This is a genomic window from Hymenobacter crusticola, assembly GCF_002154225.1.
GTDB classification, from domain to species: Bacteria; Bacteroidota; Bacteroidia; order Cytophagales; family Hymenobacteraceae; genus Hymenobacter; species Hymenobacter crusticola.
The window spans coordinates 88140-106615 of the sequence record NZ_MTSE01000007.1; the positions used below are offsets into that span (position 1 = coordinate 88140).

Genomic DNA, 18476 nt, shown 5'->3' on the forward strand with positions numbered 1-18476 from the left:
GGCACCTAGCTTTAATAAGTGGCTTAATCACCCATTTTACTCAAGAAAAAGGATGCTAAAAAGCCCAGTACGGTAATCAAGCCCGTGAAATTGTGGGCCTCTTCAAAAGCCTCTGGCATCATGGTATCGGCTAGCATCGCTAGGATGGCGCCCGCTGCAACGGCTGTGGTAGCGGCCACTACATCAGCCGAAAAGTGGCTGAATACGGCGTAGCCCACCAGCGAGGCCAGTCCCGAAATAATAGCAATACCAGACCATAGCCAAAAGACGTAGCTCGCCGACCGACCCGACTTCTTCATGCCCGCGGCGCTCGATAAGCCTTCGGGTAAGTTAGACAGAAAAATAGCTACTACCGCTACAGTACTCACGGCACCGCCCGCCAGCAAGCTCAAGCCGATAACAATACTTTCCGGGATGCCATCGAGGAGGGCACCTAGGGCAATGGCCATTCCATTGTCGTCGCCAGCGTCTGTACCCGCTTTTTCGCCCGCTTGCGTTTTTTGTCTTTCCTCATGCTGTTGGCTACCAGAGCGTTTGCGGTGCTTCGCCCCTTGGCGAGCTAGCAGCCAATTGGCTATAGTGTAAGTAGCCGCTCCCCCAATAAAACCGATAGCAGTAGCATCGAAGCCGCCTTTCCGGTAGGCGTCTTCCATCAGCTCCAACGACAGCGTGGAAATAAGTACTCCGCTGCCAAATGCCATAATAGCAGCAACAAGGCGCTGCGGCACGCGCAAAAAGTAGCCGGCTCCTGCTCCTATCAGCAAGGCCGAACCAGATACAAGGCCCCAAAAACCGGCGAGGGCCCAGGTGGGAAATGTCATGAGGGGAAAAAGAAAAGTAGGATACTCCTTACCGAATAGCGCGCAGTGAGGTTGCGCCCAGAGCTAGGTTCTGACTATTGGGCTATCCGGAGCCCATTGCCCACTCTAGTTCAGCCTAGATGATTGCGGGTTTTTTGCTGCTTATCACATAGTTATGCGATTGACGCAGAAGGCTAGGGATGCTTATTTGCCTAGGCCAATTGGTAGCTGCCGATAGGCAGTGAGGATAGTACTACGCGAGATAAGCCATGAAATTTGACCACAAAACCTTATTCGACCTGTACCGCGAGCAGACGAATCTGCGCTTCACCCCCAATCAGGTTGCAGGCATTGAGAATCTGCTCGATTTTGTTGAGCACGACCCGGGGCTAATCGACTTGCGCTGGGTAGCTTATATGTTGGCTACCGTGAAGCACGAGTGTGCCGGTACCTGGCAACCCATTGAGGAGAGGGGCCCCGAAACGTATTTTCAACGCTACGAACCTACCACTAAAACGGGACGAGTATTGGGCAATGTGGAAAAAGGAGATGGTGCTCGCTATAAAGGTAGGGGCTACGTGCAGCTGACTGGCCGGGCAAATTACCGTCAATTTGGTCGGCGCCTGAGTATTGGGCTAGAGCAAACCCCCGAGCTAGCCCTCGACCCTCTGGTAAGCTACCGCATTGCTTCGCTAGGAATGCGCCAGGGTTTGTTTACGGGCAAAGCGCTGGAGCACTACTTGCACGGGCCTGTAACTGACTATCGAAATGCGCGTCGAATTATCAATGGCGTCGATCGGGCGGATGCCATTGCTGGTTATGCTGCCAAGATGGAAGTAGGCCTGCGCCATGCCCAAATTAGCTAGGTAGGCAGCGTACCCTTGTCAAGGCTGATGCTGGGCAAGTACCTGTTGCACAATAGCCTCATCCAGAGTTTCAAAAACTACTTTTTTGAACGGAGTCGCGTGCCCTGTGACCAGCGTAATACTTGATTTGCTGACGCCAAATAACTCAGCTAGGTAAGCGAGCAGACAAGCATTGGCTTTGCCATCTTGCGCCGGCGCTTTCAGGCGAATCGTCAGGCTGCCATCCGCAGCTAGTACCAGCTGGTTGACTTTGCTGTTGGGCTTGGCTTTGAGGTGCAGGGCGGTAGGCATGAGCCACAAAGCTAAGGGCACACGAGGCCGCTACAAAATGCACTGAATAGGCCTTGCTAGTTCCTAAAAGCTAGGCCGGCGAGTTGTAAGCATCGTACACGTTCCAGGCCCAAATAAGAAAAGGCACAACAATCGTCCAGCCCAGCAAAAAGCTCAATGTGCCGCCAATTGCCCAGATAATGAAGGCTTTCAGAAACTGTCCTTTGATAAGTTGCCCTAAGCCTGGGATGAAAAACGAAATCAGAGCGGGTACGCCGTAGGTTGTTTTCATAGTGTTTGTGAGGCAAAAGCTAGGTGGCTAGGTTCGGGGGAGCAGCTGAAGAATTACTTACTATAGGCCAATACAGGCAAGGGTGCGCCACTTAGTCGGGCTTGACCAAAAGGGCACTGATCCAGCACGACGCAGCGTCCGCAAGCGGGCGAGTGGAAATAACAACATTTTTGCCCGTGAAACATGAGGGCTTCGTGGTGGTCATAAACCTGTTGAGCACTCCAATCGGGTGGCAATAAGGCTTCCAACAAGGCGTGAGCCGCTTCCGTGCCTACTTTTGGTCCGATTAAGTTCAGTCGTTGGGCCACCCGGTGATGGTGGCTGTCGACGGGCATGGCGGGCAAGCGCAGCGAACTAAAAAGCAACGTAGCCGCACTGGTTTTGGGCCCTACACCGGGAATAGTTTCAAGCCAAGCTCGCGCTTCGGGTACCGTCTTCTCCGCGAGAAAAGCTAGGTCGCAGGGGCCTCCGCAGCGGGCACTTATTTCCCGCAATACGGCCTGAATGCGCGGGGCCTTTTGTTCGGGCCACGTGCACGAACTGATAGCGGCTTGCACCTCCTCCGTGGGAGCGTCACGCACTTGCTCCCAAGTCGGAAAGCGGGCTACCAACTGCTGGTAGGCACGATGCGAATCTTGGTTGCGGGTACGGTGCGATAGTAGCGCGCTGATAAGCTCGCTCAGTGGGTCTTTGGTGCTGAAGAACGGAAAAGGCGCACCGTACTGGGCACACAATCGTTCGTGCACGAGCAACGCCTTGGTGCGGCGTGCTTCCAAATCGGAGTCGGGGAGGGGAATAGCTGGGCGGGTCACATGGTTGCTTACGCAACCCACCTAGCTCCCGTTGACTATAAGCCGCGGTTGTAGAGGGCAATGGCCTGCCGGATACTGTTTTGTTGCTTGCTTTGCACTACTAACGGCACAATTAGCAGGGGCAGTCCTGCGTACACCAAGGGCGAAATCGTCGGCCCCGCACTGCTAGGGTTGAGCGTTGTAAACAAGCCGGCCAGGATAACTCCGCCCGCCGCTACATAACTCAGGGTAGAAATACGCTGAAAGCTACGAGCCTTGGCCAGCAGCGCGCTACTCCCAGCATTATCGGAGGTGGCAATAGCTAAATTCCGGATAGTCAGGTTTTCGACTGGGCCGTTGTCTTTGCTGAAGTATTCCGTTTTTACCGTGCGGTACGCCGGCCCAAAGCCGCCGTAGCCGTAGCGGCCGAAGCCCCCGTAGCCACCATAAGGGTATCCAAACCCATTGCCCGCGTACTGCGTGCTGGTGATAGAATACAAACTAATTCGGCCTGGTCGGTCGCGGCGCAACGTAGTTTCGCGGCGCGACTTAGGTAGCGTTGTCCGTACGTAGTGGCCCGTTTCGTCGTCGTAATAACGAACGTCGCTCAGGTCGTAGCGCTGCAAGCCATCTACCAGCAAGAAGCTGCGACCGAAGACAGGTTGCTTTACTTCCACATCATAGGCACGCAGCACTTGTCCATTTTTCAGTCCCACCGCAAAGCGATTAGTTTCCGCGGGCATCTGGTCCATTTGGCGCTGCCGTTGCTGCTGACGCACGGAATCGGGTACTACCGGGGTCGTGCTAAGCTGCCTAGGTGCTTCCGGAGCAGGTCTTTGCGCTGGTGGGGGAGCAGTAGGCAGCGTATTCAATTCCCGTGGAGTTTCCTGGGCTCGCGCCAAATCAGGACAGAACGTAAGAAGAGGGAAAAGTAATAAGAGCGGGTGAGGACGCATAAGGTGAAAGGAAAATGTACAGCCCCGAAGGCAGGAATAGCTAGGTGCATAGGGCGTGAAAAAGCGCATCAGCTGCAACTCGTCATGGCACTGCTTACGAGCTTGAATTAACGGTAAATGCGCCAGATTTCGTGCGCATGACTACGTAAAACTGCTGGGTGGAAATTCTCCTTGGGCATTCAACTGCTTAAAGACCTTGTACGGGTCGTGCTCAACTGTGCGGGTGGTTAGGGGTACTCCTTACAGTGCAATGCGATATTACTTATTTCATCCTATTCGCAGCACAACAGCAGAAAACTGTACTGTTGGTGATATTTAGCGTAATTGTTATTCTCGCATATTACATAAATACAATTTATATGAAGATTATTTATACTAACGTACAACGATAACTGCTGTTAGGCTCTTACCCTGAAAGCCGATTTGGGTGTCGTTGTGTAAGATTTAGGTACTCGGTACAAGGTTTGCAGCAAGAATAGTTTTCTGGCCAATTGCTAAAAATAATTATAAACAGGTATTTTTGCTTTACGTCAGTGGCATAAGCTTGTCAGTAGCAAAAGGTTGTAAGCTGCCTTTATATGATCCTAAGACTATACTTTATCTTATTATTGGCTCTAGTCACCCTGCGGGCGCAGGCGCAGCAAGTTGCTGACACGACCCATACGGTCATCCGGACCATTGAAGTCGGGAACGTAGACGTGCTACCGAGTGCTATCGACACCAAAGGCTGGCTGCTAACGGATACTGATATTCAGACCGAGCTGGAAGGGGCAGTCCAGAACCTTTATAACTTCAAATTCGACAAGGCGGAAAAGCAGTTCCGCTCGTTGCGCCGGCGCTATCCACATCACCCCATGCCGTATTTCCTGCTAGGCCTGAGCACCTGGTGGAAGATTATCCCGACAAATCTACAAACTAAGCAGTACGACAAGATTTTCTACGCCTACATGGACACGGCCGTTATCAACGGCGAGAAACTCTACGAAGCCGACCACCAGAACTACGAAGCTTGCTTTTTCTTAGCTGCCGCCTATGGCTTTGCGGCGCACCTACACGGGGAGCGGCGCGATATGGCAAAAGCAGTAGTGGGGGGCAAGCGGGCGTTGGAATACTTGAATAAAAGCCAGGAGGCAAATGGCTTAAGCCCAGAGTTTTTGTTTGGACAGGCGCTCGTAAATTATTACGCCGTGTGGATTGGCGATACTTACCCACTGCTTAAACCCGTGTTATTCTTTTTCCCGCGCGGCAACCGGGAGCTAGGGGTACAGCAGCTCAAGACCGTGGCAGAAACGGGTTTCTACACGGGGCTAGAAGCTCGCTATTTCCTCATGAAAATATTGATGAATGAGGAAAACAAACCAGCCGAGTCATTGCCGGTTTCGCGTTACCTAGCTACCAACTTTCCGGATAACGCTTACTTCCAGCGCTTCTACGCGTTGAGCTGTTTCAATACGCGTAATTTTCGTGAATGCGAGCGGGTAAGCCGTGAAATCCTGGACAAATTGAATCGGGGAATGCCCGGCTACGAAGCTATAAGCGGGCGCTATGCTACCTACTACCTAGGTTGGGTAATGCAGAATCGCTACAAGGACTTGGAGAAAGCCGCAGAATACTACCAGCGGTGCATTGTGTTTGCCGAAAGCACAGGCGAAACGAACAGCTTCTACTACCTCGATGCCAATCTGAACCTAGCCAACTTTGCGGTGCAAAATGGGGACGTGAAAAATGCCATGCGCTATTACCGAGTGGTCAACGACAAAGCGGAGCGCAAATCGGAGATGTACCAGGAAGCTCGCGCTTTTTTGAGCAACAACAAGCGTAGCTAGGAACGGTCGGCTTGCCACCCAATGCTTTTACAACAGAAAAGGCTGCTTCTCAGGAAGCAACCTTTTTCGTGTCGTGACCTAGCTTCCGCAAAAAGTGCTTCTACTTCAGCAGCTTTTCCAACAAGCTCATGCTATCCACCATGTCCTGGTTGGTTTCGAAGTCGATGGGTTTCAGGATATAGCCACTTATCCCAAGGTTTTGAGCGTTAAGGCGGTCTACATCCATTGAGGAAGTGGTTGTGATAAATACTGGGATGTCGCGCAGTTCGGGGTGGTTGCGCAACTCAGCCAGAAACTCATGCCCGTTCATTTTGGGCATGTTTAGGTCGAGCAAAATTACTTCGGGCAGTGGATCAATGGCAGACGCACCGTTGCGTCCCAGGAGCAGGTCGAGCCCTTCTATGCCATTGAACGCCGTATAAAGCTTATGCGGCACGTTGAATTTGGCAAAGGATTTCTGCACGACCATCGTGTCGAAGAAGTCATCTTCGAGTAGCAAAACAGAACGCATAGAGTGAGTGAGTAACGGAGTGAATGAGTAAGTTTCAACGGAATAACTTCTCTCAGTTACTCTGTCGCTCACTTACTTCTTTGGCCACGTAAAGATAAAGGCTGCGCCTTCACCGGGCGCCGATTCGACCCGAATACTACCCTGGTGCTCATCGATAATTTTCTTCACGATACTCAGACCAATACCGGTGCTCTCCGCCGTATTACGGTCACGCAGCGTCTGGAAGATCAGGAAAATCTTATCGTGGTATTCGGGCGCAATGCCGGGACCATCATCGGCCACCGTAAACTCATAATACTTTTGCTTTTCGGTGCAGCGAACGGTGATCGTGCCTGCCCCCGAACCGTGGTACTTCACGGCGTTGCTCATCAAGTTGGTGAATACCTGTTCTAGGCTGAGCCGATCCGTAATGAACGCGGGAAGGGCGGTGGGCGTATGAACCACGAAATCGGTGGGCACAATGAGTTCACGCACGTCTTGTACCAACTGCTCGACGTCTACCATTTCCAGCGTATGCTGCGTGCGGCCAATGCGAGCGTACGCCAAAATACCGTTGATCAGGTCTTCTAGGCGAGCGAGCCGGCCTTTCATCATACCTAGGTATTGGCGCATTTGCTCAGAAAGCTCGTGCGGAAGCTCATCCTCGATCCACTTCACCACCGTCATGACGCCTCGCAACGGCGCTTTTAAATCGTGGGAGGCGACGTAGGCAAACTGATCGAGCTCCTTGTTGCGGTTTTCGAGGGCGCCGAAGGCGGTATCGAGCGTTTGCGTCATGCGGTTGAGCGAGGTAGCTAGGTTGCCCAAGCTATCTTGCTCCTTGTCGCGTATGCGCACGGTGTAGTCGCCCTGTACTACTCTATCGGCAAGGCCCTCAATGATTTGAATGCGTCGTTTGGTATCTGCGTTTACTTGGGCTAACTCTACTTGCAGCCGCGCATTTGCCTTAAGCTCGTTTGATATTTTGACGAAGAGCCAAAGAACAATCAGGATAGCCAGGACTGCTGATACAACGAGTGTTATCGGCGTCGATATTTCAAAAAAGTTTTGGCGGGCGCTCCGGTGGCTCAGCAACGATTCTTCGTCGTCTTTGATGCGCATGATAACATTTCGTAACCTCTCCAGCGTGTGCCGGTCGCTAAGTAGAAGTCCCTTTGCCGCGTCCGCCGAAGGCTTCACCTGCCGCCAGTGCTGCAAGAACTTGGCTTCATGATCAATGATCTGGCGCAGTGTATCTAGGCGTTGGAGTTGGCCAGGATTGTCGGCCGTTAGGCGGCGCAAGGAGTCATAATCGACCAGCACGGCAGGTAAATAGCCTTCGGAGTGGCTCAGGTAAGAAGAGTCGCTGGTGAGCAAATAGCCGCGCAGAGAACTTTGTGCATCCCGGATTTGCATGCGCAGATCGGAAGTATACTGGATTACCCGGTACGTGTGCTCCACTAGGCGCGTGGAAGAAGCGAGTTGCTGAATGCTAAAATAAGCGGTTAAGGAAGTGAGCAAGAGCATGCTCAGCGCAATGCTGAAGCCCAGAATAATTTTGGTGTTGAGCTTTAAATACATAGTGAACCAAGCAGAAGCTAGCTATTTGCCGTAAGCAGCAGGCTAAAGGTACGGGCTAGTCTTGCGAAAAAGTATGCGCTTTGTGGTGGGCTGCCTTGTGCCTTACAGCCGTATCTTCGCGCCGAAGGTGCCCGTGTTCTAAGCTAGCTTGGCTTATGCGCCGCCTGCTTTTGTAAAATAGCTATGCCTGCCGCCGATCCGATTACCAGTCCGCAAAATCCGCGTATCAAGAACCTGCTAAAGCTTCAGCAGAAGCCAGCCGAACGGCGGGCGCAGGATCTGACCATCATTGAGGGCTACCGCGAGTTAACTATTGCGCACCAGGCCGGTGTGCAGATCACAGCGCTGTTTGTTTGCCCTGAGCTAGCCGACGACGCCCGGCAACGCGAGCTAGCTACAATGCTAGGTACAGCGCTCGACTGGTTTTCGGTGTCGCGGCCGGTATTTGAGAAAGTGGCCTACCGAGAGGGTTCCGACGGTATTCTGGCGCTAGCACGACCCCCACGCCGTCGGCTGGCCGATTTGCAGTTGCCAGCCAACCCGCTACTACTCATTCTGGAAGCCGTTGAAAAACCAGGCAACCTAGGTGCCGTGCTGCGCACGGCCGATGCCGCCCGCGTCGATGCCGTCGTTGTCTGCGACCCCCGCACCGATCTGTATAATCCAAATGTCATCCGGGCCAGCATTGGATGCGTGTTCACCAACCAGGTTGTAGCGGCGCCTACCGAAGAGGTACTGGGGTGGCTGCGCCAGCATGGCATTCGCAGCTTTGCTACCACGCCGGCAGCTACGGCCTTGTATACTAACAGGGACTTCCGCGGCCCGTCGGCTATTGTGATGGGCACGGAGGCGACGGGCCTAAGTGACCAGTGGCTTGCTGCCGCCGACGAGCAAATTAAGATCCCCATGGCCGGCTACATCGACTCGCTCAACGTGAGCACCTGCACCGCCATCATGACTTTTGAAGCCGTGCGGCAGCGGGGCTAGGTATCGGGCTTAACAAAACCCGACAACATATTTTCGCTGCGTAATGCGTAAAACTTACTGCGTATAAAAGCTAGAGTAGCATTCCTACCTAGGTCAGCAGGATTGTGCGCGTTGCTCGAAATGACACGGTTTTACAAACCTCCTGCTTTGGTTCTGCGTCTAGGTAGCTAATTCGCTACGTTACTTTTTGCATGATGAACCATTGCACTTACCGCATTTACGGCCGCGTACAGGGCGTTTTCTTTCGCCAATCAAGCCAGAAAGAGGCCCAAAAGCTAGGGCTGTTTGGCTACGCGCACAACGAGCCGGATGGTTCTGTTCTGATCGAGGTAGAAGGGTCAGCGGAAGCATTGAATGCCTTTGAGAGCTGGTGTCGGCAAGGCCCAACGCACGCACGCGTCGATCGGGTAGAGGTGGAGAAAGGCGCTATGCAGGGCTACCAAGAATTCGAGGTTCGGCGCGGCGGCTAAGGGGCTAGGTGGCTTTGTGCTTAGTGCTCAAAAGGCAACGTAAAACCGCAAATAAAGCTAGGCTCCCTAGTGAACGGTACCTACCTTAGTTGTGTAGTTAGAGCGGGCTAGCCTCGTCGTGATAATGCCGGCCCGCTTGCCATCATCTGGATGGTTTCACGCGCTAAGTGCCTTACACTATGGACGATTTTCTTGCTGCCCGCTCGCAGATGGCGTTGTCGCTGGGCTTCCACATCATCTTCTCGTGCATCGGAATGGTGATGCCTTTCTTCATGGCCGTGTCGCACTTTCAATGGTTGCGTAAGGGCGATGAATCCTACAAAAACCTCACAAAAGCCTGGAGCAAAGGCGTCGCCATCTTCTTCGCTACCGGCGCCGTGTCGGGTACGGTGCTGTCGTTTGAGCTAGGGCTGCTGTGGCCGCGCTTTATGGAGCATGCCGGCCCGATCTTCGGGATGCCCTTTTCGCTCGAAGGCACGGCATTTTTCATTGAGGCCATTGCGCTCGGTTTCTTCTTATACGGTTGGAACCGGTTCAATCCGTGGTTTCACTGGTTCACAGGCGTCGTCGTTGGCATCAGCGGCCTAGCTTCTGGAATCTTAGTGGTGGCTGCCAACGCCTGGATGAATAGCCCCGCCGGTTTCGACTTCGTCGACGGCAAATACTTGAACATCGATCCGATGCGGGCCATGTTCAACGATGCGTGGCTGTCGCAGGCCATTCATATGTCGCTGGCGGCGTTTGCGGCTACCGGGTTTGCCGTAGCCGGCGTGCATGCGCTCATGATCTTGAAGCGCAAGAATATTCGCTTTCATACTCACGCGTTTCGCATTGCGGCATTCTTCGCTACTGTTGCGGCCGTGCTCCAGCCCCTTAGCGGCGACTTCTCAGCGAAAGACGTTGCTAAGCGGCAGCCAGCTAAGCTAGCTGCGATGGAGGCGCATTTCCACACCGAAAAGTCTGCTTCGCTTGTGCTCGGCGGCTTGCCAAACGAAGAAAAGCAGCGCGTCGATTATGCCATCAAGATTCCCGGCATGCTGAGCTTCCTAGCGCACGGCAACTTCAAGCAGGAGGTCACCGGCCTCGACCAAATTCCGGCGCAGAACCGGCCGCCGGTAGTAGTACCGCACCTCGCTTTTCAGCTCATGGTGGGACTAGGTATGTTCATGATGGCACTTTCTGGGCTGTACTTCTGGGCCTCGTGGCGCAAAAAGCAGTGGCTGCGTCGCGAGTGGTTTTTGAGGCTTTTTGTGGCAGCTATTCCTGCGGGCTTTATTGCCGTGGAAGCTGGCTGGACGGTGACAGAAGTAGGCCGGCAGCCGTGGATCATGTACGGCGTTATGCGTACCGCCGACGCCGTGACGCCCATGCCCGGTATTGCGTACTCGTTCTACTTATTCACGGCTGTTTACCTGTCTCTTAGCTTGATCGTGGTCTTCTTGCTTTACCGGCAGATCAAGATGGTGCCTGAGTTGTACGACCGCCCCGCCCAGCAATTGGTTGCTGCCTAGCTTTTTCTGCCATGCATTACGTTGTTATCGCCTTCCTCTGCCTGTCCATTCTGCTATACCTGTTACTTGGCGGCGCCGATTTCGGGGCGGGCATCATGGAATTATTTACCAGCAGCAAGAATCGCCGTACCGCCCGGCAAACCATGTCGCATGCCATCGGGCCAATTTGGGAAGCTAATCACATGTGGCTGATTATTGCCGTCGTGATTCTGTTTGTGGGGTTCCCGCGCATCTACAGCGTCATGTCGGTCAGCTTGCACATTCCATTGCTAATTATGCTACTCGGCATCATTGCGCGCGGCACGGCTTTCGTGTTCCGGCACTACGATGCCGTGAAAGATCAAATGCAGGCGGTATACAACCGAATTTTCGTGCTTTCTAGCGCCGTTACGCCCTTCTTTCTGGGAGTCATTGCCGCTAGTGTACTCGCCGGCTACGTTGATCCCGCAGCTCCTGATTTCCTAACGGCTTATGTGTTCAGCTGGCTGCATTGGTTTGCGGTGGCGGTGGGTGTATTTACGGTGGCGCTGTGTGGCTACCTAGCTAGCGTGTATAGTATTGGTGAAGCCGAAAACGAAGCTGATAAGCGCTACTTCATTCGCAAAACGCTAACCATGACTAGCATTACGTTCACGGCTGGCGGGCTGGTGTTTGTGGCGGCGGCGGTAGAAAGTATTCCGCTCTGGCAGTGGATCTTCGGCAACATCGTGGGGACTACCGCGGTGGTACTAGCCACGATTTCGTTAGGGGTGATGGCCTACGCAGTCAAGAAAGAGCAAACCATTCTGCCGCGCATTCTGGCAGGCTTTCAAGTGACCATGATTTTGCTAGCTATCGGTTACCGGCACTTCCCAGATTTTATCGTTATGAAAGATGCTCCTAATCTTTCACTCCTAAAAGACCATGCACCCGCCGCTACAATGAGCGCGCTTGGTTGGGCCTTGCTCATTGGTAGTCTTTTTATTCTGCCGGCCTTGTATTATCTCTATTATAGCTTCCAGCACGAAGCAAAAGAGCACTCAGAAGCAGCTGCCTAAGCATGGAAAAGGCACGACCTAGGTCGTGCCTTCATAGTAAGCCAACAAGTGATATAAGCTAGTTGGCTTTGTACGTTTGCCATTTTCTGCAAGCTTTCCACGCGCTGCTTTAATTGAACGGAGCTTGACTCTGTTACTGCGTCTGCGAGTAGTTGGCAGCATTATCTTCTTGGCTTTTGAATCTAGCCCTGGGCGAGAGCAGAAGATCAGATGAGATTATGTATTCCGCTCGATAACCAGTCCGGTATTCAATAAAAAAGGCGCGACCAACGCCGCGCCTTTTTTGATCTGGGTCAGAAAGCTTAGTCTACTTTCTTAGCTGAGCGTAGACGCTCGTTTTCGTCGAGCAGGATCTTACGCATCCGCACCGATTTGGGGGTTACTTCCAGGTACTCATCCTTCTGGATGTATTCCATAGCTTCCTCCAGCGAGAACTGACGCTTCGGTACAATCTTCACGTTTTCATCCGAGCCAGAAGCACGCATGTTTGTGAGCTTCTTGCCTTTTTGGATGTTGATAGTCAAGTCGTTCGGGCGGGTGTGCTCACCGATAACCTGCCCAGCGTACACTTCCTCGCCTGGATCAACGAAGAACTCGCCGCGGTCCTGCATCTTGTCAATGGTATAAGCGGTGCCAGCACCAGTATCCATCGAAATCAGCGAACCAGAGATACGACCTGGAATCACGCCTTTGTAGGGCTCGTAAGCCGAGAAGCGGTGGTTCATAATCGCCTCACCAGCGGTAGCCGTCAGTACGTTGTTACGCAAGCCGATCAGACCACGGGAAGGAATGTTGAACTCCAAGTGCTGCAAGTCGCCCTTCGGCTCCATGATGGTCAACTCGCCTTTACGCATGGTCACCAATTCGATAACCTTGCCGGCGGTTTCCTCTGGCACGTCAACGACCAAGTGTTCAACAGGCTCCATACGGTTGCCATTGTCGTCTTCTTTGAAGAGAACTTGTGGCTGACCTACCTGCAACTCAAACCCTTCGCGACGCATGGTCTCGATGAGTACGGACAAGTGAAGGATACCGCGGCCGTATACCAAGAATGTATCTTCTTTGTCGGTTTCCTTTACGCGGAGCGCTAGGTTCTTCTCAGTCTCTTTGAACAGACGGTCACGCAAGTGACGCGAGGTCACGAACTTACCTTCCTTACCGAAGAACGGCGAGTTGTTGATGGTGAACAGCATGTTCATCGTCGGCTCGTCGATGCTGATGCGCGTCAGTGCCTCCGGGTTATCGGCGTCGGCGATGGTGTCGCCAATGTCGAAGCCTTCGATACCGGTTACAGCGCAGATTTCGCCCGAGCTAACTTCGGCCACTTTCACTTTACCTAGGCCTTCAAAAACCTGTAGGTCTTTGATTTTTACTTTCTTCACGCTGCCATCAGCCTTCATTAAGCTCATGTTAGCGCCTTCACGCAGCGTGCCGCGGTGTACACGACCGATAGCAATACGACCTACGAACGACGAGTAGTCGAGCGAGGTAACCTGCATCTGAGGCGTGCCTTCCAAGGTAGGAGCTGGCGGGATAGAAGCTACTACTGCGTCGAGCAGCGGAACGATGCTGTCGGTCTTCACTTTCCAATCGGTGCTCATCCAACCCTGCTTCGACGAGCCGTACAGCGTCACGAAGTCCAGCTGATCTTCCGAAGCACCTAGGTTGAACATCAAGTCAAATACCTGCTCATGTACCTCATCAGGGCGGCAGTTTTCCTTGTCCACCTTGTTCACCACCACGATAGGCTTCAAACCTAGGTCGATGGCTTTGCCCAACACAAAGCGCGTTTGGGGCATGGCGCCTTCAAAGGCATCGACGAGCAGAAGCACGCCGTCGGCCATTTTCAGTACGCGTTCTACCTCACCACCAAAGTCGGCGTGACCAGGAGTATCGATGATGTTGATTTTTACGTCCTTATAACGGACGGATACGTTTTTGCTGACGATAGTGATGCCACGCTCACGCTCCAAGTCATTGTTGTCGAGGATCAGATCGTCGAAGTGCTGGTGCTCGTCGAAAAGCTTCGAGGCATGAATGATTTTGTCCACGAGCGTGGTCTTGCCGTGGTCAACGTGGGCAATGATGGCTATATTCCGAATGTTCTGCATACAAAGAGTTTTGCGGGCGCAAAGGTACGCAATAAAGGCGGGAAAACCCGTGTAAATCAATTGTTAAAGATTAAGCAATCATAAATCCTCTATTGGTGCGCCAACCGAACAGAAGCTGCACTGCGTATGTTGAGTAAACAGTAGAACTAGGCTAGCTAGTTCGGCTTTCTCTCTCATTTCTTTATACATACATGTCTTTGCATTCTTCCTTTCTGATTTTGGCGTTGTCGGTACTCACTTTGAATTCGGCCTGCTCGCAGAAGCGGACCGAAGTGGCCGTAGCCAAACCACAAGCTGCCACCAAGCCTGCGGCCTCGGCCGGCGCGTATCCCAAGCCGCAGGTGGTCACGCACAAGCCCGACGAGTTTCCGGTGCGCAAAACCGATGCCGAGTGGCGCAAGCAGCTCACACCCGCGCAGTACTACATTCTGCGCGAGCAAGGCACCGAGCGGGCATTTTCGAACAAGTATTTCGACAATCACGCGAAGGGCAACTATTACTGTGCTGCCGATCATAACCTGCTGTTTTCCTCCGATACCAAGTTTGAGTCGGGCACGGGCTGGCCTAGCTTTTGGGCGCCAGCTACCAACACCAGCTTGAAAGTGACAGCCGATAATACCCTAGGGATGAGCCGCGACGAAATTGTCTGTGCCAAGTGCGGTGGGCACCTAGGTCACGTCTTCGACGACGGCCCGAAGCCCACGGGCCAACGCTACTGCATGGACTCGGACGCCATGGTATTCGAGAAAACTAAATAAGCCGCATCTGACTTAGCTTCCTATTGGCCCGCTGGTAACCTAATCCAGTGGGTCATTTAGTTTTAGAGCTCCCAAATATTTTGTTGTTAGGTGCCTTTCGACGCCCAAAATGGTACGCGGACTGTACATACTTCAGCCGACTGATGATAGCAAACGGCAAGAATAGCGGTTTACTGCATGCAGGTTAGAACGGCTCGTCGAGACAGCATCGAGCCAAATATCTGTACTTCGGTTATTGTAGTAAATTAGAAGTCAACCCAAAGCAGGGAAGTGCGTTGTACAAAGCAGGATCTACCTAGGATCTGCATACAAACAAACGACGTCCCTCATGACTTCCTATTTTACTTCTTTTGTCATCTCCGCACGCCTCCTACTAGTGGTACTGGTTAGTATGCTGCTAGGTGCCTGCACTACGGCCCAAGAAGGGGCTGAGTATGAACAGCCACGCGTCCCGACAGCCATCCGTTCCGATGCAGATCGGCAGGCAGCGTACAACAGTGGCACGGGTTATGGCGGCTCCGTGCCGGACGCTACCCCCGGCCGTGTACTGCTGGGTGAGCAAGCGAGCGGCATCAATAACCGCAAGCGGCCCGAGAGTGTGAACACTAACGACCCCAATAACACTACGCCCGAGACTCGTTTGCGCCGTCTCAACGACGCGCCCGTCGATACTCTGCGGCGCGCAACAGGTTACTAATTGATAACACAAACGGGCCTGCTGCTTATACCTAGCAGCAGGCCCGTTTGATGTTAAAAAAGTTGCTAGGCGTTACGCAGCAGTATCGTCAGAGCCGGCTGCTGACGTCGAAGCCGTGCCGGCGGAACGAGCACCAGGTTTGACAGGACGGTTACGGCGGCTAGCGCTAGGTGCTGAGGCGGGCTTCGCTTTGGCTGGGCGAGCGGCTGCGTTCTTGCCGCTGGCAATGGCTTGGCCGTCGGCACCAGCTTCTTCAGGAAGCAACGCTACAGGCTGCGACGTTGGCTCTGCCTGCAAATCGCCTGTGGTGGCGATGCTATCAGAGGCACCAGGAGTAGCACCATCAGAGTGGCGCACAATGCTATGGAGCGCCTGCTCAAACAACCGTTCGGTTTCGCTGTCTACGTGCTGCAGGGCTTCGCTGATTACCTCTTTGAGCCGGGCCTTCGTTTCCTTGCGAATCCGCTTTACTACTTCATTTATGCGCTTATCTAGCTCTTTCTGCAGCTGCTTGGCGGCGGCTTTCAGTACTTTCTTCTGATCTAATTTCTTCTCGCTGCGCGTATCCTTTAGAGAATCTGCTGCACGAGCAGCTTCTTTTTCTTCTTTGCGCTGCGCTTTCTCAGCTGGGGTTTTTTTTGCTTTCTTTTCAGGTTGTTCTTGCGAATCTTTTTTCATGGGAGAGGAGTGAAATAAACGCTACTAGTTACTAACGGACAAAAGAACTAATCTGCCGAGCTTCCAAGCGCTAAGCACAATTAAGTCTTTAAGAAGTTTTACGCCGTTTAGTCGGCATGTTTCCCTTTTTTTCCTTGTTCTTTTGCACTCAGTCTAGTTGGTGCCAACTAACTGAACGCATTGCCTTCGTTTACAGTTTTTCTGTTTTTCTTACTCATGTCTGCTGATCCTCAACGCTATACTGTCACGGCAGCTTTGCCCTACGCCAACGGTCCGGTGCATATCGGGCACCTAGCCGGGGTGTACGTGCCCGCCGATATTTACGTGCGTTACTTGCGGGCTGCCGGCCGGGATGTAAAATTCATCTGCGGTTCCGATGAACACGGGGTGCCTATTACCATTCGTGCTCAAAAAGAAGGAGTTACCCCGCAGCAAGTTGTGGATAAATATCACGCCTTGATTCGAGATTCTTTCGCTGATTTCGGTATCTCGTTCGATATTTATTCGCGCACTTCTTCGCAAACACAGCACGAAGTCGCCAGTGGTTTTTTCAAGAAGCTGTACGACGAAAATAAATTTATTGAGCAAACCTCGCAGCAATACTACGATGAGCAAGCGGGACAGTTTCTTGCCGACCGTTACATCGTTGGCACGTGCCCCAATTGCGGCAACGAAAATGCCTACGGCGACCAGTGCGAAAAATGTGGTTCGTCGCTCAGCCCTACGGAGCTGATTAACCCGCGTAGCATGCTCAGCGGCAACCAGCCCGTACTGCGCGAAACCAAACATTGGTACTTGCCCCTCGATCAGTATGAGCCTTGGCTGCGCGAATGGATTGTGGAAGGCCACAAAAACGATTGGAAAGCCAACGTGTATGGTCAGTGTAAATCGTGGATTGATCAGGGCTTGCATCCACGCGCTGTCACCCGCGACCTAGACTGGGGCGTACCTGTACCCGTACCCGGCGCTGAGGGTAAAGTTCTTTACGTGTGGTTCGACGCGCCCATTGGCTACATCTCCGCTACCAAAGACCTGCTGCCCGACACTTGGGAAACGTATTGGAAAGATAGTGGCACTAAGCTCGTGCACTTTATTGGCAAGGATAACATCGTGTTTCACTGCATCATCTTCCCGGCGATGCTCAAAGCGCACGGCGATTATATCCTACCCGACAACGTGCCAGCCAACGAGTTCCTGAACCTGGAAGGCGATAAGATCTCCACCTCACGCAACTGGGCCGTATGGCTGCACGAGTATCTCGCTGACTTCCCCGGCAAGGCCGATGTGCTTCGCTACGTGCTCTGCGCCAATGCTCCCGAAACGAAGGATAACGACTTCACTTGGAAAGATTTTCAGGCGCGCAACAATAACGAGCTAGTAGCCAACCTAGGTAACTTCGTGAACCGGGCTGTGGTGCTCACGCACAAATTTTTCGAGGGTAAAGTGCCGGCGGCAGTTGGCTTTACCACCGAAGATGAAGACGTATTACGGCAACTCAGCGAATTTCCACAGCGCATTGGCGAACTGATCGACAACTACCGGTTCCGCGATGCTCTGAACGAGTTGATGAACCTGAGCCGCCTCGGTAATAAGTACCTGGCTGACATGGAGCCCTGGAAACTCATCAAAACCGATGAGGCCCGTACGGGTACGGTACTGCACGTGTCGTTGCAGTTGGCTGCTAGCTTAGTAACGCTGTTGGAGCCCTTCTTGCCCACTGCGGCCGAAAGGCTAGGACAGATGCTGAACGTCGAAAAAGGCCCATGGCAAGCCGCTGGCCGATCGGATGCATTAGCTGCGGGTACGCAATTGGCACCTTCCGAACTGCTCTTCGATAAGATTGAAGATGCCACCGTAGAAGCTCAAGTGCAGAAACTGCTCGACACGAAAAAGGCGAATGAGCTAGCCAAAGCCGTGGCTGCTCCCGCCAAAGAGGACGTGTCGTTCGACGATTTTCAGCGCATGGACTTGCGCATTGGCACCGTAGTGGCCGCCGAGAAAGTAGCGAAAACGAAAAAGCTGCTGAAGCTGACCGTCGATACTGGTTTAGATCGGCGCACTATCGTTAGTGGCATTGCCGAGTTCTTCATCCCGGAAGCACTCATCGGCCAGCAAGTGATGGTGCTCGCCAACCTAGCTCCCCGCGAGATTAAAGGCATTACTAGCCAAGGCATGCTGCTGCTAGCCGAAAATGCCGATGGCTCACTAGCCTTGATGCAGCCGGGCCATGAAGTACGCAACGGCAGCCACGTAGCGTAGGCTTCTTATAAAAGCACGAAGCTCCTGCTTCACGTATCGTTGAATGCTTGCTCTAGGCACAACCTAGGAGCCTGTCATTCAACGATACGTGAAGCA

18 protein-coding genes are annotated in these 18476 nt (G+C 53.0%); 9 read left to right on the top strand and 9 right to left on the bottom strand.

Annotated features, from left to right (window positions below; all coding sequences use genetic code 11):
* Window positions 1-23 precede the first annotated feature (23 nt).
* Window positions 24-821, bottom strand: coding sequence for a ZIP family metal transporter (locus tag BXP70_RS14600; RefSeq protein ID WP_086594841.1), 798 nt, complete (start codon window positions 819-821; stop codon window positions 24-26).
* 248 nt (window positions 822-1069) lie between these two features.
* Between BXP70_RS14600 and BXP70_RS14605 the strand changes: the two genes are divergently transcribed.
* A complete protein-coding gene (locus BXP70_RS14605) occupies window positions 1070-1666 on the top strand; it encodes a hypothetical protein (RefSeq protein WP_086594842.1) in 597 nt (198 codons plus the stop codon).
* A gap of 18 nt (window positions 1667-1684) precedes the next feature.
* Here the strand turns inward: BXP70_RS14605 and BXP70_RS14610 are convergent, their stop codons facing one another.
* The 4 genes from BXP70_RS14610 to BXP70_RS14625 form a co-directional block, all read right to left on the bottom strand.
* On the bottom strand, window positions 1685-1957 hold the full coding sequence (locus BXP70_RS14610) for a DUF167 domain-containing protein (protein ID WP_086595057.1): 273 nt from the start codon (window positions 1955-1957) through the stop codon (window positions 1685-1687).
* Window positions 1958-2027: 70 nt separating this feature from the next.
* Window positions 2028-2228, bottom strand: a complete 201-nt coding sequence (locus tag BXP70_RS14615) for a hypothetical protein (protein WP_086594843.1) — start codon at window positions 2226-2228, stop codon at window positions 2028-2030.
* 53 nt (window positions 2229-2281) lie between these two features.
* Window positions 2282-3040 (bottom strand): endonuclease III domain-containing protein, encoded by a 759-nt coding sequence (locus BXP70_RS14620; RefSeq protein WP_245849640.1) that lies wholly within the window; start codon window positions 3038-3040, stop codon window positions 2282-2284.
* Window positions 3041-3075: 35 nt separating this feature from the next.
* The gene (locus BXP70_RS14625; RefSeq protein ID WP_143436508.1) at window positions 3076-3975 is read right to left on the bottom strand and encodes a hypothetical protein; all 900 of its coding nucleotides are present in this window, start codon (window positions 3973-3975) and stop codon (window positions 3076-3078) included.
* A 608-nt stretch (window positions 3976-4583) separates the two neighbouring features.
* Between BXP70_RS14625 and BXP70_RS14630 the strand changes: the two genes are divergently transcribed.
* Window positions 4584-5801 carry a tetratricopeptide repeat protein gene (locus BXP70_RS14630; RefSeq protein WP_245849641.1) on the top strand — a complete coding sequence of 406 codons (1218 nt, stop codon included), beginning with the start codon at window positions 4584-4586 and terminating at the stop codon, window positions 5799-5801.
* 100 nt (window positions 5802-5901) lie between these two features.
* Here BXP70_RS14630 and BXP70_RS14635 read toward each other — a convergent pair whose 3' ends face one another.
* Entirely contained in the window at window positions 5902-6312 is a 411-nt protein-coding gene (locus tag BXP70_RS14635) for a response regulator (protein WP_086594846.1), read from the bottom strand.
* Window positions 6313-6384: 72 nt separating this feature from the next.
* Window positions 6385-7872 (bottom strand): sensor histidine kinase, encoded by a 1488-nt coding sequence (locus BXP70_RS14640; protein WP_086594847.1) that lies wholly within the window; start codon window positions 7870-7872, stop codon window positions 6385-6387.
* A gap of 183 nt (window positions 7873-8055) precedes the next feature.
* Here BXP70_RS14640 and BXP70_RS14645 point away from each other — a divergent pair, with 183 nt between their 5' ends.
* The 4 genes from BXP70_RS14645 (at window position 8056) to BXP70_RS14660 (ending at window position 11877) form a co-directional block, all read left to right on the top strand.
* The gene (locus tag BXP70_RS14645) at window positions 8056-8859 is read left to right on the top strand and encodes a TrmH family RNA methyltransferase (protein ID WP_086594848.1); all 804 of its coding nucleotides are present in this window, start codon (window positions 8056-8058) and stop codon (window positions 8857-8859) included.
* A 191-nt stretch (window positions 8860-9050) separates the two neighbouring features.
* On the top strand, window positions 9051-9329 hold the full coding sequence (locus tag BXP70_RS14650) for an acylphosphatase (RefSeq protein WP_086594849.1): 279 nt from the start codon (window positions 9051-9053) through the stop codon (window positions 9327-9329).
* Between the two features lie 179 nt (window positions 9330-9508).
* On the top strand, window positions 9509-10840 hold the full coding sequence (locus BXP70_RS14655) for a cytochrome ubiquinol oxidase subunit I (protein ID WP_086594850.1): 1332 nt from the start codon (window positions 9509-9511) through the stop codon (window positions 10838-10840).
* Between the two features lie 11 nt (window positions 10841-10851).
* Window positions 10852-11877, top strand: coding sequence for a cytochrome d ubiquinol oxidase subunit II (locus BXP70_RS14660; protein WP_086594851.1), 1026 nt, complete (start codon window positions 10852-10854; stop codon window positions 11875-11877).
* 302 nt (window positions 11878-12179) lie between these two features.
* Here BXP70_RS14660 and typA read toward each other — a convergent pair whose 3' ends face one another.
* Window positions 12180-13988 carry a translational GTPase TypA gene (gene typA, locus BXP70_RS14665; RefSeq protein ID WP_086594852.1) on the bottom strand — a complete coding sequence of 603 codons (1809 nt, stop codon included), beginning with the start codon at window positions 13986-13988 and terminating at the stop codon, window positions 12180-12182.
* A gap of 191 nt (window positions 13989-14179) precedes the next feature.
* On the opposite strand from typA, the gene msrB reads away from it, so the two are divergent.
* Window positions 14180-14746, top strand: coding sequence for a peptide-methionine (R)-S-oxide reductase MsrB (gene msrB, locus BXP70_RS14670; RefSeq protein ID WP_086594853.1), 567 nt, complete (start codon window positions 14180-14182; stop codon window positions 14744-14746).
* 328 nt (window positions 14747-15074) lie between these two features.
* Window positions 15075-15443 (top strand): hypothetical protein, encoded by a 369-nt coding sequence (locus BXP70_RS14675; RefSeq protein WP_086594854.1) that lies wholly within the window; start codon window positions 15075-15077, stop codon window positions 15441-15443.
* 72 nt (window positions 15444-15515) lie between these two features.
* On the opposite strand, the gene BXP70_RS14680 is transcribed toward BXP70_RS14675, so the two are convergent.
* Window positions 15516-16121: a hypothetical protein gene (locus BXP70_RS14680; protein WP_086594855.1), complete on the bottom strand. Its 606-nt coding sequence runs from the start codon at window positions 16119-16121 to the stop codon at window positions 15516-15518.
* Window positions 16122-16337: 216 nt separating this feature from the next.
* On the opposite strand from BXP70_RS14680, the gene metG reads away from it, so the two are divergent.
* Complete coding sequence (gene metG, locus BXP70_RS14685; RefSeq protein WP_086595059.1) at window positions 16338-18380, top strand: methionine--tRNA ligase; 2043 nt, start codon at window positions 16338-16340, stop codon at window positions 18378-18380.
* Window positions 18381-18476 lie beyond the last annotated feature (96 nt).

Bases quoted from the DNA above. Each gene is read 5' to 3' on its own strand.
- metG (WP_086595059.1), top strand. From the start codon at position 16,338: ATGTCTGCTGATCCTCAACGCTATACTGTCACGGCAGCTTTGCCCTAC.
- BXP70_RS14615 (WP_086594843.1), bottom strand. From the start codon at position 2,228: ATGAAAACAACCTACGGCGTACCCGCTCTGATTTCGTTTTTCATCCCA.
- BXP70_RS14635 (WP_086594846.1), bottom strand. From the start codon at position 6,312: ATGCGTTCTGTTTTGCTACTCGAAGATGACTTCTTCGACACGATGGTC.
- BXP70_RS14655 (WP_086594850.1), top strand. From the start codon at position 9,509: ATGGACGATTTTCTTGCTGCCCGCTCGCAGATGGCGTTGTCGCTGGGC.
- BXP70_RS14605 (WP_086594842.1), top strand. From the start codon at position 1,070: ATGAAATTTGACCACAAAACCTTATTCGACCTGTACCGCGAGCAGACG.
- BXP70_RS14625 (WP_143436508.1), bottom strand. From the start codon at position 3,975: ATGCGTCCTCACCCGCTCTTATTACTTTTCCCTCTTCTTACGTTCTGT.
- typA (WP_086594852.1), bottom strand. From the start codon at position 13,988: ATGCAGAACATTCGGAATATAGCCATCATTGCCCACGTTGACCACGGC.
- BXP70_RS14610 (WP_086595057.1), bottom strand. From the start codon at position 1,957: ATGCCTACCGCCCTGCACCTCAAAGCCAAGCCCAACAGCAAAGTCAAC.
- BXP70_RS14645 (WP_086594848.1), top strand. From the start codon at position 8,056: ATGCCTGCCGCCGATCCGATTACCAGTCCGCAAAATCCGCGTATCAAG.
- BXP70_RS14650 (WP_086594849.1), top strand. From the start codon at position 9,051: ATGATGAACCATTGCACTTACCGCATTTACGGCCGCGTACAGGGCGTT.
- BXP70_RS14660 (WP_086594851.1), top strand. From the start codon at position 10,852: ATGCATTACGTTGTTATCGCCTTCCTCTGCCTGTCCATTCTGCTATAC.
- BXP70_RS14640 (WP_086594847.1), bottom strand. From the start codon at position 7,872: ATGTATTTAAAGCTCAACACCAAAATTATTCTGGGCTTCAGCATTGCG.
- BXP70_RS14675 (WP_086594854.1), top strand. From the start codon at position 15,075: ATGACTTCCTATTTTACTTCTTTTGTCATCTCCGCACGCCTCCTACTA.
- BXP70_RS14680 (WP_086594855.1), bottom strand. From the start codon at position 16,121: ATGAAAAAAGATTCGCAAGAACAACCTGAAAAGAAAGCAAAAAAAACC.
- BXP70_RS14600 (WP_086594841.1), bottom strand. From the start codon at position 821: ATGACATTTCCCACCTGGGCCCTCGCCGGTTTTTGGGGCCTTGTATCT.
- msrB (WP_086594853.1), top strand. From the start codon at position 14,180: ATGTCTTTGCATTCTTCCTTTCTGATTTTGGCGTTGTCGGTACTCACT.